Genomic DNA, 15,926 nt, shown 5'->3' with positions numbered 1-15,926 from the left:
GCCCTGCAGACCAACAGGCCGAGTGGGCGATTGCCGCTCGGCTCCAACATTAGATTCCTATTCGTCCCGCTTCCCGTAGCCGCCGCCGGTGGGAGTGACGACGGTAAAGGCCTCGCCCGCTTCGAGCACGGTATGGGCCGAGCCGATCAGCTCTTCGATCCTGCCATCGTTGCGACGGACATAGTTGCGGCCGGTCTGGCCGGCTTCGCCGCCCTTGACGCCGAAGGGCGCTACGCGCCGATGTCCCGACAGGATCGCGAATTCCAGCTTTTCGCGCGTGCGGATGGTGCGCTGCGTACCGTTGCCGGCATTCCACTTACCGCGTCCGCCTGAATTCGGACGAATGTGGAAATCCTCCAGAACGACCGGGAACCGCGTCTCGAGGATTTCGGGATCCGTCAGGCGCGAATTGGTCATGTGCGTGTGGACGGCATCGGCGCCGTTGAAGCCCGGTCCTGCCGGTGCGCCGGAGCAGATCGTCTCGTAATATTGATAGGCATCGTTGCCGAAGGTCAGGTTGTTCATCGTTCCTTGGGCTGCAGCGAGCGCCTCGACCGCGCCGAACAGGCAGTTGGTCACGGCCTGGCTGACTTCGACATTGCCGGCAACGACGGCGGCCGGATATTCCGGCGTCAGCATCGTACCTTCGGGGATGATGATGCGGATCGGCCTCAGGCATCCGGCATTCATCGGAATATCGGCCTCGACAAGCACACGGAAGACATAGAGCACGGCCGCCCGCGTCACCGGCTGTGGCGCGTTGAAATTATCCGGGCGTTGCGCCGAGGTGCCGGTGAAATCGACCGTTGCCTCGCGCTTGTCCTTGTCGATCGAAATCTTGACGACGATCTTGCAGCCCTGATCCATCTCATAGCTGAATTCGCCATCCGACAGACGGTCGAGGACGCGGCGCACGCTTTCGGCGGCGTTGTCCTGAACGTGACCCATATAGGCGTCGACGACATCTTCGCCGAAGTGAAAAATCATCTTCTTCAGCTCGGCGACACCCTTTTCATTGGCGGCAACCTGGGCCTTGAGATCGTTGATGTTCTGCGCCAGCGTGCGCACCGGATAACGCGCACCTGTCAGCAGTTTGGTAAGTTCTGCCTCACAGAATCGGCCGCGATCGAGCAGCTTAAAATTGTCGATATAGACGCCTTCTTCCTCGATATGGGTGGCAAGCGGCGACATCGATCCCGGCGAAATGCCGCCGATATCGGCATGGTGGCCGCGGCTAGCGACCCAGAAACGTATCTTCTCACCGGCATCATCGAAGACTGGGGTGCAAACCGTCAAGTCGGGCAGATGCGTGCCCCCATTATACGGCGCGTTGATGAGGAAGACGTCGCCCGGATGAATGACGGCGTTCTCGCGGATCGCGGTTGCGACGGATGCATCCATCGAGCCCAGATGAACCGGCATATGCGGCGCGTTGGCGACCAGATTGCCTTCGGCATCGAAGACGGCGCAGGAGAAATCCAGCCGCTCCTTTATGTTGACCGAATAGGCCGTGTTCTGCAGCGTCATGCCCATCTGCTCGGCGATCGACATGAAGAGATTGTTGAAGATCTCCAGCATGACGGGATCGGCCTTGGTGCCGATGGCACTGCGCTCCGGCAGCGCCTTGATGCGCGTGAGGACGATATGATCCCTTGCGGTCAGTTGCGCCTGCCAGCCGTCTTCGATGACGATCGTCTGGTTCGGTTCGATGACGATGGCCGGGCCGGTCACGGTCTGGCCGGGCTTGATCGCCTGGCGCAGAACGACGGCCGCATCGTGACTTTCACCGTTCGAATAGAAGGCGGTGCGCCTTGCCGCCTCAGCTTCACCTTCGGCTATCGTCTCCAGCTCGACTGCGATATCGGCGGCAGCACCGCCGATCGTTTCGATCTCGACGGCTTCCACCACTAAAGGCTTATCCTCGGCAACGAAGCCGAAGCGGCGCTTGTGCAGCGTCTCGAACTGACTGCGCAGCCGCGCGGGAGCGTCAATCTTAGGAAAGGTCGTCTCGACCGCCAGCAGCGTATCGGTGCCGGCGTAGCGGATATGTGCGCGCTGGACAGTCTTGATCTTGGCCGTTGCGACGCCTTGGGCTTCCAACTCGGGCACGCATTCGCCGCGCAGTTCGCTGCCAAGCGCTGCGATAGCTGCTGGTGCAGCGTCATCGAGGGAAACACCGAGCGCCTTCTGGCGCGTTGCGCGGATATCGGCAAGCCCCATGCCATAGGCGGAGAGAAGACCGGACATCGGATGCAGAAGGATGCTCTTCATCCCAAGCGCATCTGCGACCAGGCAGGCATGTTGCCCGCCGGCACCGCCGAAGCAGTTGAGCGCATAGCGCGTCACGTCATAGCCGCGCTGCACCGAGATTTTCTTGATCGCCTCGACCATGTTGGCAACCGCGATGCGGATGAAACCGTCGGCGACATCTTCCGGGCTGCGACCATCGCCGATCTCAGCTGCGAGTGCTGCGAACTTGGCGCGCACCGTCTCGACATCGAGCGGCTGATCCTGGTTCGGTCCGAAGATGGAGGGGAAGAATTCCGGCAGCAGCTTACCGGCCATGACATTGGCGTCGGTGACGGCCAGCGGGCCGCCGTTGCGGTAGCAGGCAGGCCCAGGAAAGGCGCCGGCCGAATCCGGGCCGACACGGAAACGATCGCCATCGAAATGCAGGATCGAGCCGCCGCCGGCCGCAACGGTATGGATCAACATCATCGGCGCACGGACGCGGACACCCGCCACTTCCGTTTCAAAGGCGCGCTCATATTCACCATCGAAATGCGCCACATCCGTCGAGGTGCCGCCCATGTCGAAGCCGATGACATTGGCAAAGCCCGCCTGTTCGCCGGTCTTGGCAAGGCCGACCACGCCACCGGCCGGACCTGAAAGGATCGCATCCTTGCCCTGGAACATGTCTGCGGCCGTCAATCCGCCCGACGACATCATGAACATGACGCGCGCGCCGGTGCGCTCGACATCAAGCTCATCGCAGACCTGACGGATATAGCGACCGAGCACCGGCGAGAGATAGGCGTCGATGACAGCCGTATCGCCGCGGCCGACGAGCTTGATCAGCGGTGAGACCTCATGGCTTACTGAGACCTGTTCGAAGCCGATCGATCGTGCGATCCGGGCGACTGCCGCCTCATGCGCCGGAAATTTATAGGCATGCATGAAAACAATGGCGACGGAGCGATAACCCCTAGCAAGAAGGTCGCGCAGCGCAGCTTCTGCAGCCTTTTCATCCAGAGCCAGTTCGACGGTGCCGTCGGCAAGCACGCGCTCCTCGATCTCGACAACATCTTCGTAAAGCGCTTCCGGCTTGACGATCTCGGTCGCGAAGATCTTCTTGCGCTCCTGGTAGCCGATGCGCAGCGCGTCGCGGAAACCCTTCGTCGTCACCAGCGCAAGGCGCTCACCCTTGCGCTCGAGCAGCGCATTGGTGGCGACCGTCGTGCCCATGCGGACCTCGCCGATCGCACCTTCAGGAACCGGCTCGCTCTTGCCGAGACCGAGATGCAGGCGGATGCCGTGGACGGCTGCGTCGCGATAGGCCTCGGGATTTTCCGAGAGGACCTTGCGGGCGTGGAGAGCGCCGGACGGATCACGCCCGACGACATCGGTAAAGGTACCGCCGCGATCGATCCAGAAATCCCAACGATCCGAAATCTTATCCGACAAATCCGCCTCCAGCAGCATTACACCAACAACGATGACAATATATCGATAAATCGTCAACGTTTTGTCGTCAACATGAATCGATGCTCATCGCCGTTAACAATTTTTGCCATCATAACGCTTGCAGCGAACCCGACCTAATCCTCGAAGCGGCTCGTTCCCTCGCGATCGTAATCATATCGCCTTGCTAGCGGAAACGGCGGCAGCCAGGATTCGCGGCGGACGGTCCAGAGTTCGTAGGTCGGCCTTAGCTGATCAGGGGCATCGAGAGACCCGAGATTCACTTCGATTTCGTCCGCGCTTCGCGAGAAAACGGACGAGCCGCAGTGAGGGCAGAAAAAGCGGCCGGCATAGTCGCGTGTTTCACCTTCGATCGTCACCGCATCCTCGGGAAAGATCGCGGAGGCATGGAAAAGCGCGCCGTGATGCTTGCGGCAGTCGAGACAATGGCAAATGCCGACCCGATAGGGGCGCCCCGAGGCCACGATCCGCACCTTGCCGCACAGGCAGCCGCCGGTAAATCGATCCATCTTGCACCTCCTCAAAAACAGGCAGGCGGACTGTCTACGATAAAAGGAACAGTCGCCGCGACCGTAGGCGGCTAGAAGCATAGGGTTTCATTATAAGGCCGCGCTCGATTCGAGCGCAGCCGGAGTGGATGCGCTAATGTAGTCCACCGACGCCGAGCAGACGCTCGACCGCACCATGATCCGCAGCTAGCGCCTCGGGCGTCCCCTTCCAGGCAAGCCGACCGCGCTCCAGAATGATAACATCGCTGGCAAAATCGAGCGCGCTCTGGATGCGCTGCTCGACGAGTAGGATCGTCATGTCGCCCGACTTGGCGAGCTTGGCGAAGGCCGTCATCAACTCCTCGCAGATGACGGGCGCAAGCCCCTCCAGCGGCTCATCCAGCAGCAGGACGGAGGGGCGGCCGAGGATGGTGCGGGCCGTCGACAGCATCTGTTGCTCGCCGCCGGAAAGCTGACCGCCTAAATTTTTGCGGCGTTCCTTCAGGCGCGGGAACATATCGTAGGCTTCCTGCAGGGCGGTCTTCGGCCGGCCCTTGAGCCCGACGGAGAGATTTTCCTCCACCGTCAGCGTCGGAAAAACGTCGCGCGTCTGCGGCACGTAGCCGAGGCCCTGATGGGCGCGGCGGGCGCTCGGCAGGCTGGCGATGTCGGCCGAACCTAGCCGGATGCGGCCATCATAGCGCCGGGTCTGCCCGGCGAGCGTGGCAAGCAGCGTGCTCTTGCCCATGCCGTTGCGGCCGAGCACGGCAAGCCGGCCGCCGGCCGGCACGGAAAAGGAAACCCCTTCCAGCACCCGCGTCGGACCATAGCCGGCCGACAAGTTTTCGACTTCAAGCGGCGTGGCCGGCATTGGCGTAGCTCCCAAGATAGGCTTCGCGCACCCGCGCGTCCTGCGTCACGTCTTTCGGCGAACCATCGAATATGATCGTGCCGGCGGCGAGCACGACCACGCGCTTGGCAAAACGGAAAACGAGGTCCATGTCATGCTCGATCATCAGCACGGCAAGATCAGCGGGGAGATCGGCCAGCGCCTGTTCGATGCGGCCCGTATCGCTTTGCGGCACGCCGGCGGCAGGCTCGTCGAGCAGAAGCACCTTCGGCTTCAGGGCCATGGCAACGGCAATTTCCAGGAGCCGCTGTTGGCCGTAAGCAATCTCACTGACCTTGCGATGCGCGAGGGATGCGAGACCAAGCGTGCCGAGCAGCTCCTCCGTCTCGGCCATGACATCGCGCATCGCGAGGAAATTGCCGAACATGCGACTGGAGCGACCCGTTCGCTGCAGCACGGCCATGCCGACATGCTCGGCCGGCGTCATATCCTGAAACAGCCGCGTCACCTGGAACGAGCGTACGAGGCCGCGCCTGACACGGCCGATGGCATCGACCTTGTTGACGCTCTGACCGCCGATGCGGACCTCGCCGGAATCCGCTTGCAGATTGCCCGTGACGAGATTGACGAAACTGGTCTTGCCCGCGCCGTTCGGGCCGATGAGAGCCACACGATCTCCCGGCGCCATCGACAGGCTGACATTGTTCGTCACCGTCAGGCCGCCGAACGCCTTCTTCAGATTGCTAACCTCGAAAATCGCACTCATGCCCGCGCCTCCCGGCGACGGGCAACATAGGCGGCGGCCGTACCGTAGATACCCTTCGGCGCGAAGAGAACGACGAGGATCAACAGCGCACCGACAATCGTCAGCCAGTGGAAGGGATTGGCGGCAGAGACGTAATCCTCGAACAGCATGAAGATCAGCGTGCCGACGAGCGCACCGAACAGCGAACCTGTCCCGCCGAGCACGAGCATGACGAGCGCCTCGGCCGATTGTGTGAAAGAAAGGCTGTCGAGGCCGACGACCTGCGTCGAGATAGCAGTCAGGGCGCCACCGATGCCGGCAACGGCACCGGAAATGACATACATCTTGGTGAGAGCCACCTTGGGCGAGGCTCCCATGGCGCGGATGCGCAAGGGATCCTGGCGGATACCGCGGCAGAGCATGCCGAAGGGCGAACGAACGAGAAAGCGCAAAAGCACGAGCACGATCAGAAGCAGTGCCACGCCGTAGAGGTAGGCCGTGTGCCCATAGAGATCGAACTCGAAAACACCAAACAAAGGATCGGCTGAAATGCCCGACAGGCCGTCGCTTCCGCCTGTCCAGCTCGATGCCTTGTTGGCGAATTCGTGGAAGAGATAAATCAGCGCGATCGATAGCACGAGCTGCGGCAGGCCATGAGCTCTCAAAATGACGATGGAGCAAATCAACCCGGCAACCGCGCCGCCGGCGATGCCGGCAAGCGTCATCAGCAGCGGGTCGTTGATGCCGTAATGGGCGGATGCGATGCCGGCAGCGTAGGCGCCGGCACCGAACAGCGCTGCATGGCCGAGGGTCGCCACGCCGCAATAGCCGGTGACAAGATCGAGCGACAGCACGAGAAGCGCGATCGCGATCAGCCGCGTGAGAAGAGCGAGGTTGTCCGGAAACAACAGGTAGCCGGCGGCAGCCAACAGGACGATGACCGCTACCGCGATCAGATCCTGCCCGAATGTACGATGTCTGGTCACGATCGGTGCGGCCTCTCTTTCAAGGGTCAAAGCCATGTTACTTCATTCTCCCTGCAAAGCCGCGCGGGAAGACGCAGATGATGGCGATGACGGCCAGATAGAAGAAGAATTCCCCGTATTCCGGCATGAGATAGCGGCCTGTTGTGTCGATGCAGCCAAGGATGAGACAGGCAAGCAGCGCGCCGGAAATCGAGCCCGCGCCGCCGACGGAGACGACAACCAAGAAGGTCACCATGTAGCGCAGAGCATAGTAGGGTTCGACCGGCAGCAGTTCGGCACCCACCACGCCGCCGAAGGCGGCAAGCCCAACGGCAACGGCGAAACTGACGGCGTAGACCACTTCCGTTCTGACACCGAGAGCCGCCGCCATTGCGGCGTTATCGACGGAAGCGCGCAACTTCACGCCGAAGGAGGTCTTCTCGATCGTGTACCACAATGCCAAAGCAACGATGAGGCCGCAGACGATCGCGAAGATGCGATGGGTGCCAATGGTACGGAAGCCAAGGTCGACGGAGCCTTGCAGGCTGCCTGGCAAGGGAATGGTCTTCAAGGTCGGACCGAAGACGTAGTTGGCGATACCGATGATGCAGAAGGTGATGCCGATCGTCATCAGAACCTGCGTCAACTCAGGCGCACCATAGATGCGCCGATAAAGCAGCCGTTCGATCGGGATGGAAATGATGACCGTGCCGACCACGGCCAGCAATACGGCGGCGGCATAGCCAAGACCAAGATCATGTGCGGCATAAGAGGCGATATAGCCGCCGATCATGGCAAAGGCGCCATGGGCCAGATTGACGACGCGCATCAACCCCATAGTGACGGAAAGCCCGATGGAAATGACGAACAGCACCATGCCGTAAGCGAGGGCATCGACTGCTATGCTGAGCACGGTTTGCATTGAAATTGCTGGTCCGGTTGTTGTTGCGCGGCCGCTGTCGTCACATCCCTTACCGGAGGCTTCCGATCAAGGATGGAGCTTCAGGAGCGCTTACTTCGCGGCAGCAAGGCCTGGATCGCCCTGCTTCTCGAAGGTCTGGATTTCCTTGTTGTAGTATTTGCCGTCATCGCCCTTGGCGACTTCACGCAGATAGATGTTCTGCGTGATGTGCCGGCTTTCCGCATCGATGGTCACCGGGCCGCGCGGGCTAACCCAGGACAGACCCTTTACGGCGTCGACGGCCTTTTGCGCATCCTGCTTGCCGCCGGTCGCCTCGATCATCTTGTAGATGACATGCATGCCGTCGAAAGCACCGACGGCCGGGAAGGTCAGCTCGGCCGGATTGCCGATCGCCTTGCCGGCGGCTGCGACGAAAGCCTTGTTTTCGGGCGAGTCATGCGAGATCGCATAGTGGAAGGTCGTCTGCATGCCGAGTGCGGCGTCGCCAAGTGCCGGTAGATCGGATTCCTGCGTGAGGTCGCCGGGTGCAAAAAGCTTGATGCCGGCGGATTTCAGGCCGTTTTCGTTATAGGCCTTGACGAAGCCGAGCGTCGTCGGGCCTGACGGCAGGAAAGCGAAGACGCCTTGGGCGCCGGAATCCTTGATGCGCTGCATGATGGGGCTGAAGTCGTTTGTCGACAGCGGCATGCGGATCGCCTGGACCACTTCGCCGCCCTGCTTCTCGAAACCGGCCTTGAAGGCATTTTCAGCATCGACACCCGGACCGTAATCGCTGACGACGGAGATGACCTTCTTGACGCCGGCATCATAGGCAACCTTGGCGATCGGCGTCGAGGTTTGCCAGGTGGTGAAGGAGGTCCGCACGACGAGCGGGCTCTTGGTGACGATGGCCGAAGTCGCGGCGTTGAAGATCACCATCGGCACATTGGCTTGCTTGAGGATCGGCGTCACGGCCATCGCATCCGGGGTAAAGTAGAAGCCGGCGAGATACTGGACCTTCTCCTTGACGACGAGTTCCTGGGCCAGCGCCTTCGACTGGGCGGGATCGGCCTGAGGCACGTCGCGGTAGATCACTTCCACCTCGTCATTGCCAACCTTTTTGCCGTTGATTGCCATATAGGCATCGATACCAGCCTTGAAATTCTTGCCCTGTAGTGCAAACGGCCCCGAGAAAGGTCCGATGACGCCGACCTTGATGGTATCGGCATAGGCAGTGCCGCCAAGGGCAGCGGCCGCGATGGCGGCCAAGATAAACCGTTTCATTCTTTCTCCTCCCGGCAGCCCGGATTCCGAGCCGCATCCAATCTTCAAACCTCGACCATCGCCAATTTCTCATACGAAATGGTGATGTAAAATGAAATAAATGCTTCGATCCATAATTCAAAGGTTATGATTCTAACCCAAGTCTCGTTCAGGATGCCGTCCCCAAGCGTTTGATCATCCCGAGCAGTTGCAGCGCCTGACGTAGCGACGTAGCCGTTGCCACCACCATCTGCGGCAACAGAAGCCACTCCAGCGTCCAGGCAGTCCCCGAACGCTCCTGCTCGTGAACGAGCGCCTGATGGATACCGGACAGTTGCACGGCATTGAATCGCGCCAGCGTCACCAGCGTCTCCGCCGCCACCGGATTCTGCTTGTGCGGCATAGCGGAGGAGCCGCCGCCGCCGGCAAGCTCGATCTCATCTCCGGCCTGCGCCAGAAGTGCGACGTCCTGACCGATCTTGCCGAGGCTGCCGGAGATCATCGACAACATCCCCGCCAGTTCGGCGATCCGTCCGCGCTGGCTCTGCCATTGCGGCTCATCCGTCAGACCGAGCGCCTGCGCCAGGGAAGCCCGGACATCATCCGCCTTGGACCCAAACTTTTCCAGCGTTCCCGCCGCGCCGCCGAACTGCAGCGCGAAGGTCTCCAGCGTCAGCCGGTCCCGATATTGATCGAGAGGATGGCGCCAGGCGCGCAGCCGGTCGGACACAGTGATCGGGATTGCGGCCTGCATGCGGGTACGGCCCATGAGCCTGTTCGAACCGAACTGATCGTCGAGCTTTTGAAGCCCTGCCGAGACGGCAAAAAGACGACCGCTCAACAGGAAGACGATCGCCTTCAGCCGCAGCATCAGGCTGGTGTCGATGACGTCCTGGCTGGTTGCGCCGAAATGGACATGTTTGCCTGCATCCTCGCCGACCGCCTCACGCAACTGCCTGATAAGCTCAGGAACGACGACGCCATCCGATGCCGTTGCCGTCTTCAGGCTTGGCAGGTCAGGCTCGAAATCCGTGCAGACCTCCGCGATCCGCCCAGCCGCCGCTTGCGGGATCAGCCCATGCTGCGCCTCGACCTGCGCAAGCGCAGCTTCGAAAGATAGCATGGCGCGGATATCGGCCTTGGCCGAGAAATAGGCCGCAATCTCCTCGTCGCCGAGGAGGCCGGACAGGAATGGATGATCGAAGGGAGAAACGCTCATGGCCTATATATCGAGGAAAACCGTTTCCTTGTCGCCCTGCAAATGGATATCGAAGGTGTAGACGGAGCCTTCCTTTGCGGCAATCAGCGTTGCGAGGCGATCCCTATGTTCGATGCGTGCGAGCAAGGGGTCCTCGGCGTTGGCCGCAGTCTCTTCCGGAAAATACATGCGTGTATGCAGGCCGATGTTGATGCCGCGTGCGACGATCCAGACGGTGATGTGCGGCGCCATCTTGCGGCCGTCCTTGAAGGGAACACGGCCAGGCTTGATGGTCTCGAAGCGGAAGACGCCGTCGGTGGAATTGGTCGGGCAACGCCCCCAGCCGGTAAAGTTCGGATCGGCCGTGCCGCGCAGCTCCGACGGGCTGTTGTAAAGCCCGGCGCTATCGGCTTGCCAGATTTCGAGAACAGCATCCTTGACCGGCGCTCCCGCGCCATCGATCACTCTTCCCGTCACCGTGATGCGCTCGCCGAGCGTCTTGTCGTTGACCATGACGGAGCCGAGATCGGTCTCATAGACGCCGCCGATTTCGCTGTAGTTCGGTGTCAGGCCGATATGGACGTAAGGGCCTGCCGTCTGCGACGGCGTTTCCTTCAGATAGCCGAGATCCTGTACCATCAATTGCCCTCCAGCCGGTTTTCGAACAGGGTCGAACGGCGACCGCGCAGCACGATATCGAATTTATAGGCACGGGCATCCATCGGGATCGTGTTGCCCCAATCGAGCGGCGCGATCAGTTGTTCGATCGCCTGTTTGTCGGGGATCGTTCCGACGATCGGACATTTCCAGATCATCGGGTCGCCCTCGAAATACATTTGCGTGATCAGCCGCTGCGCAAAACCATGGCCGAAAACGGAGAAGTGGATATGTGCCGGCCGCCAGTCATTGACGCCGTTCGGCCAGGGATAGGCGCCGGGACGGATGGTGCGGAAGGCATAGCCCCCCTCCCCATCGGTGATGGCGCGGCCGCAGCCCCCGAAATTCGGATCGACGGCGGCGAGATAGGTTTCCTTCTTGTGGCGATAGCGCCCGCCGGCATTGGCTTGCCAGAATTCAAGCAGGACGCCCGGAACTGGCCGGCCGCGCTCGTCGAGCACGCGACCATGAACAATGATCCGCTCGCCGATCGCGCTCTCGCCAGGCTTGGCGAAATTATGGATCAGGTCGTTGTCGAGCTCGTTCAGTATGGAATGGCCAAAGACCGGTCCGGTGATCTCCGAGATCGTCCCATCGAGCGAGAGCAAGGCGCGCTGTGGAGAGCGCAAAACGGAGGTCTTGTATCCCGGCGCGAAGGCCGGCGGATGCCAGGCGCGATCCCGCGCAAAAAATGCGCCCGTTTCGGGCTTGCTGTTGCTTCTATCGGACATGTCTGCCTCGTTTTATGCCGCCTGTTCGGCGTCCATCTGTTCGAAAACCTGCTTGGCTATCTTGATCGCGTGGTTTGCGGCCGGCACGCCCGCATAGATCGCCACATGCAGGAGCGCCTCGCAAATATCGTCGCGCGTCGCGCCGGTATTGCGCGTTGCGCGCACATGCATGGCCACCTCATCATCCTGACCGAGCGCTGCCAGAAGCGCGATCGTCACGATCGAGCGCTCCCGCCGACTGAGAGTCGGGCGCGACCAGACATGCCCCCAGGCCGCTTCGGTGATCAACTCCTGGAACGGTTGATCGAAATCGGTCGAACACTGCTGGGCCCGATCGACATGGCTGTCGCCGAGCACGGCGCGACGCGTCGCCATGCCCTGTAGATAACGCTCGGACGGCGCGGTAGGGTCATTCATCAGGCTTGTTCTCCACGCAGGACGACGTCGATGAAGGCACGGATGACTTCGGTCAACGCCTCGGGTTGTTCGACGCAGGGAATATGGCCGGCGTCCTTGATCACTTTATAACGCGCATTCGGAATGAGCTTTGCCGTCGACAGCACCAGTTCCGGTGGGGTCGAGCCATCTTGATCACCGACGATGCAGATGGTGGGCACGGCGATCTTGGCCGCGGCTTCAGTCAAATCGGCATCGCGAAGGGCAGCGCAGGTCGCGGCATAGCCTGCGACCGGCTGGCGGATCAGCATGTTGCAATAGCCGGCGAAGGCGATGTTTTCCGGACGGCGGAAGGCTGGCGTGAACCAGCGCTCCATGATGGAATCGACGATGGATTCAATGCCATGTACTTCGACCTGCGCGATGCGGGCATTCCAGCTCTCGGCCGTGCCGATCTTGTGGGCGGTATCGCAAAGGATCAGCGCCCGCACCAGATCCGGACGGCGCTGATAGAGCGACTGGGCGACCAGCCCGCCGACCGACAGCCCACAGATAATGGCATTCTTGACCGAGAGGAAATCGAGCAGGCCGGCAAGGTCGGTGGCGTGATCCTCGATGGAATAGGGCATCTGGCCGAGATCGGAGAGCCCATGGCCGCGCTTGTCGTAGAGCACGATGGCGAAATCGCCGGCGAGCCGCACGATCACATCCCGCCAGATCCGGAAATCGGTGCCGAGCGAATTGGCAAAGACAAGCACCGGCTTGTCGGCCGGACCGCCGATGATCTGATAGTGGATCGTGACGTCGTTAATGCGGGCAAACTGCACTGGAAATCTCCTCGGACGCGAGATTGGATGTATAATCCGGTTAGGTAAAATGATATTTCTTTGCTCTACGATAACTCCAGGGTTATGAGTGAGCATGCTCGACGCACGCATCAAGTTCCGCCATCTGCAGACTTTTGTCGAGGTTGCGCGCCAGAAAAGCGTGATCAAGGCGGCTGGCCTGTTGAATATCAGCCAGCCGGCGGTGACGAAGACCATCCGCGAACTCGAAGAAGCGCTCGGCGTTGCTGTCTTCGAGCGCGACGGGCGTGGCATCCGCATCACCCGCTACGGCGATGTTTTTCTCCGCCATGCCGGCGCCGCTCTGACGGCACTTCGCCAGGGCCTCGATTCCGTCTCACAGGAGCGTTCCGGTGAAGCGCCGCCGATCCGCGTCGGTGCGTTGCCGACGGTCTCGACACGCATCATGCCGCGAGCGATGGACCTGTTTCTCAGGGAGGAGACTTGGAGCCGCATCAAGATCGTGACAGGCGAAAACGCGGTGCTTCTGGAGCAGTTGCGGATCGGCGATCTCGACCTAGTCGTCGGCCGATTGGCAAGCCCCGACAAGATGACCGGCTTTTCCTTCGAGCATCTCTACTCCGAACAGGTCGTCTTCGCCGTCCGGGCCGGCCATACGCTGCTTTCCGCCCAGCAATCGCTGTTTTCCGATCTCAACCGCTACACGATCCTGATGCCGACGCGCGGCTCGATCATCCGCCCTTTTGTCGAGAGCTTCCTGATTGCCAACGGCGCCGGCGGACTGCCCAACCAGATCGAGACCGTCTCCGATTCCTTCGGCCGCGCCTTCGTGCGATCGAGCGATGCCATTTGGATCATCTCAGCCGGCGTCGTTGCCGGGGATGTCGATGATGGCCTGCTGGCGCTTCTGCCGATCGATACCAGCGAGACGAAAGGACCGGTCGGCTTGACCATGCGCACCGACGCCATTCCAAACCTGCCACTGTCGATCCTGATGCAGACAATCCGGGAAGCGGCAAGCGAGGTCGCCAAGAAGCTTTAATCTCGCCTAGAACGGCAGGCCCACATAATTCTCAGCGAGCGCGGTCGATGCGGCGCGCGAATGGGTGAGATAATCGAGCTCGGCTTCCTGGATCTTCTGGTCGAAATCGCTGGTATCGGGAAAGCGATGCATCATCGTCGTCATCCACCAGGAGAAGCGCACCGCCTTCCAGACGCGAGCGAGCGCGCGGGCGGAATAGGCTTCCAATCCGGCATTCGAGCGATCCTGATAATGCTCGGCAAGGCCCGAAAACAGATAATACACATCGCTTGCCGCCAGATTGAGCCCCTTGGCTCCGGTCGGCGGCACGATGTGAGCGGCGTCGCCGACAAGGAAGAGACGGCCGAAGCACATGGGTTCGGCGACGAAGGAGCGCAGCGGCGCGATCGATTTTTCGAAGGATGGTGCGGTGATCAGAGCCTCGGCATGATGGGCCGGCAGGCGGCAGCGCAGCTCGTCCCAGAAGCGATCGTCGCTCCAGTCCTCGACCTTCTCGTCGAGCGGACACTGAATGTAATAGCGGCTGCGTGTCATCGATCGCATGGAGCATAGAGCGAAACCACGGGGATGGTTGGCATAGATCAGCTCGTGATTGACGGGTGCCACCTCCGCCAGCACGCCAAGCCAGCCGAAGGGATAGACCTTCTCGAAATTGCGGATCGCCTTTTGCGGAAGCGATTTGCGGCTGACGCCGTGAAAGCCGTCGCAGCCGGCGATGAAATCGCAATCGATGCGATGCGAAATGCCGTCCTTCTCGTAAGTCAGATAGGGCGTATCGCCATCGAAGCCATGCGGTTGGACGTTGGCGGTGCTGTAGATGGTTGGAGCACCGCTTTCCTTGCGGCGGGCCATCAGATCGCGGGTCATCTCCGTCTGACCGTAAATGACGACCCGCTTGCCCCCGGTGAGACCATGAAGGTCGATGCGATGATCGCGGCCGTCGAAGGCAAGCGAGAAGCCATCATGTGGCAAGCCCTCGGCATGCAAACGTTCGCTTGCCTTCGCCTGATCCAGCAACCGGACGGTGCCTTCCTCAAGAACGCCGGCGCGGACGCGGCCGAGAATGTAATCCTTGCCGACGCGATCGAGAATGACATTGTCGATACCGGCCTCCGTCAGCAATTGGCCGAGCAGCAGGCCGGACGGCCCCGAACCGATAATGGCGACTTGAGTGCGCATCGTCTCCTCCCATGCGTATTTCTTGCTTCAAGTCTCTTCGGCTCGAGGCAAGTCCGCAATGGACATTTCGGTCATGAAATTGCACAAATCGAGCATGGCAAGGGAGGAGAGCCGCGATGAAGACCGTGCCGACCTATGAGCTTTATGGCGAAAATACCGGCCGGAAGCCGGATTTCTGGCTGCATTGCGAGACAATTCCCTCTCGCAGCAGTCTTCATCACTGGGAAATCCGTGCGCACCGGCACGAGAGCTTCTTTCAAATCTTGTACATCGATGCCGGTTCCGGTGACGCCATCTTTGACGGAACTCCCCATCCCATCACGCCACCCGCCGTCATTACCGTTCCGCCACGGCTCAATCACGGATTCCGCTTTTCGCGAGATATAGACGGCTTCGTCATCACGGTGTTGCTCTCGCATCTGAAGGCATCCCCGGGCGATCGCAGCCGGCTCGGAACATGGCTTGCCGAGCCGCATCTGACTTCGCTCGACACTCAAAACGAAGACGCGGCGTATGTCGCCAAGACGCTAAAACGCCTGGGCGAAGAATTTGCCAGCCATCGTAACGGCCGCAACGATCTGCTCGATGCCTATCTGACCTCGGCCTTGCTGCTGACGGCGCGCATAGCTCAAAAGGCCGATGAAGGATCGACGCTCAGCGACGAGAACGAGCGCCGCATGGAGATGCTGCAGGGTCTCATCCAGCGCCACTTCCGTTCGCACAAGCCGGCCGCCTTCTATGCCGAGAGCCTCGGCATCTCGCCGGCCCATCTCAGCCGCATCGTCCGCAGCAAAACCGGGCGCGGCGCGCATGAGTTCATTACACGCAAGCTGCTGGATGAGGCCAAGCGCGAACTGGTCTTCACCTTCGCGACCGTCCAGGAAATCAGCTATCGCCTCGGCTTTGCCGACCCCGCCTATTTCTCCCGCTTCTTCGTCAAGCAGACGGGACAGACCCCGCGCGCCTGGCGGATGGGAGAACGGGTGAGGCTGGGAATGTGATG

Annotated in this window: 15 protein-coding genes; 2 read left to right on the top strand and 13 right to left on the bottom strand. The window is 61.0% G+C overall.

Going from position 1 to position 15,926, the window contains the following annotated elements; all coding sequences use genetic code 11:
• Positions 1 to 57 precede the first annotated feature (57 nt).
• From FHX05_RS19565 to pcaD, 12 genes are all read right to left on the bottom strand, one after another.
• Positions 58 to 3,702: a hydantoinase B/oxoprolinase family protein gene (locus FHX05_RS19565; RefSeq protein WP_183874458.1), complete on the bottom strand. Its 3,645-nt coding sequence runs from the start codon at positions 3,700 to 3,702 to the stop codon at positions 58 to 60.
• 116 nt (positions 3,703 to 3,818) lie between these two features.
• Complete coding sequence (locus FHX05_RS19560) at positions 3,819 to 4,211, bottom strand: GFA family protein (RefSeq protein WP_183873934.1); 393 nt, start codon at positions 4,209 to 4,211, stop codon at positions 3,819 to 3,821.
• Between the two features lie 133 nt (positions 4,212 to 4,344).
• The gene (locus tag FHX05_RS19555; RefSeq protein WP_183873932.1) at positions 4,345 to 5,061 is read right to left on the bottom strand and encodes an ABC transporter ATP-binding protein; all 717 of its coding nucleotides are present in this window, start codon (positions 5,059 to 5,061) and stop codon (positions 4,345 to 4,347) included.
• On the bottom strand, positions 5,042 to 5,806 hold the full coding sequence (locus FHX05_RS19550) for an ABC transporter ATP-binding protein (RefSeq protein ID WP_112398774.1): 765 nt from the start codon (positions 5,804 to 5,806) through the stop codon (positions 5,042 to 5,044). Before FHX05_RS19550 ends, FHX05_RS19555 begins: the two co-directional genes overlap by 20 nt.
• Positions 5,803 to 6,807: a branched-chain amino acid ABC transporter permease gene (locus FHX05_RS19545; RefSeq protein ID WP_183873930.1), complete on the bottom strand. Its 1,005-nt coding sequence runs from the start codon at positions 6,805 to 6,807 to the stop codon at positions 5,803 to 5,805. The genes FHX05_RS19550 and FHX05_RS19545 overlap by 4 nt, the downstream gene beginning before the upstream one ends.
• 1 nt (position 6,808) lies before the next feature.
• Entirely contained in the window at positions 6,809 to 7,672 is an 864-nt protein-coding gene (locus FHX05_RS19540; RefSeq protein WP_112335864.1) for a branched-chain amino acid ABC transporter permease, read from the bottom strand.
• Between the two features lie 90 nt (positions 7,673 to 7,762).
• Positions 7,763 to 8,935: an ABC transporter substrate-binding protein gene (locus FHX05_RS19535; protein WP_183873928.1), complete on the bottom strand. Its 1,173-nt coding sequence runs from the start codon at positions 8,933 to 8,935 to the stop codon at positions 7,763 to 7,765.
• 148 nt (positions 8,936 to 9,083) lie between these two features.
• Positions 9,084 to 10,133, bottom strand: a complete 1,050-nt coding sequence (locus FHX05_RS19530) for a 3-carboxy-cis,cis-muconate cycloisomerase (RefSeq protein WP_183873926.1) — start codon at positions 10,131 to 10,133, stop codon at positions 9,084 to 9,086.
• Positions 10,134 to 10,136: 3 nt separating this feature from the next.
• Positions 10,137 to 10,751 (bottom strand): protocatechuate 3,4-dioxygenase subunit alpha, encoded by a 615-nt coding sequence (gene pcaG, locus FHX05_RS19525; RefSeq protein WP_183873924.1) that lies wholly within the window; start codon positions 10,749 to 10,751, stop codon positions 10,137 to 10,139.
• Positions 10,751 to 11,500 carry a protocatechuate 3,4-dioxygenase subunit beta gene (gene pcaH, locus FHX05_RS19520; RefSeq protein WP_183873922.1) on the bottom strand — a complete coding sequence of 250 codons (750 nt, stop codon included), beginning with the start codon at positions 11,498 to 11,500 and terminating at the stop codon, positions 10,751 to 10,753. Before pcaH ends, pcaG begins: the two co-directional genes overlap by 1 nt.
• A gap of 12 nt (positions 11,501 to 11,512) precedes the next feature.
• Positions 11,513 to 11,917, bottom strand: coding sequence for a 4-carboxymuconolactone decarboxylase (pcaC, locus tag FHX05_RS19515; protein WP_183873920.1), 405 nt, complete (start codon positions 11,915 to 11,917; stop codon positions 11,513 to 11,515).
• The gene (gene pcaD, locus FHX05_RS19510) at positions 11,917 to 12,723 is read right to left on the bottom strand and encodes a 3-oxoadipate enol-lactonase (protein ID WP_183873918.1); all 807 of its coding nucleotides are present in this window, start codon (positions 12,721 to 12,723) and stop codon (positions 11,917 to 11,919) included. The genes pcaC and pcaD overlap by 1 nt, the downstream gene beginning before the upstream one ends.
• Before the next feature lie 94 nt (positions 12,724 to 12,817).
• Here pcaD and pcaQ point away from each other — a divergent pair, with 94 nt between their 5' ends.
• Entirely contained in the window at positions 12,818 to 13,744 is a 927-nt protein-coding gene (gene pcaQ / locus FHX05_RS19505) for a pca operon transcription factor PcaQ (RefSeq protein ID WP_183873916.1), read from the top strand.
• 6 nt (positions 13,745 to 13,750) lie between these two features.
• Here pcaQ and pobA read toward each other — a convergent pair whose 3' ends face one another.
• Positions 13,751 to 14,923, bottom strand: coding sequence for a 4-hydroxybenzoate 3-monooxygenase (pobA, locus tag FHX05_RS19500; protein WP_183873914.1), 1,173 nt, complete (start codon positions 14,921 to 14,923; stop codon positions 13,751 to 13,753).
• Between the two features lie 116 nt (positions 14,924 to 15,039).
• Between pobA and FHX05_RS19495 the strand changes: the two genes are divergently transcribed.
• Positions 15,040 to 15,924 carry a helix-turn-helix domain-containing protein gene (locus tag FHX05_RS19495; RefSeq protein WP_183873912.1) on the top strand — a complete coding sequence of 295 codons (885 nt, stop codon included), beginning with the start codon at positions 15,040 to 15,042 and terminating at the stop codon, positions 15,922 to 15,924.
• The last annotated feature ends 2 nt before the right edge of the window (positions 15,925 to 15,926 follow it).

This window comes from Rhizobium sp. BK491, from assembly GCF_014194925.1.
Lineage (GTDB): Bacteria > Pseudomonadota > Alphaproteobacteria > Rhizobiales > Rhizobiaceae > Rhizobium.
This window is presented reverse-complemented; position numbering and strand designations above follow the sequence as displayed.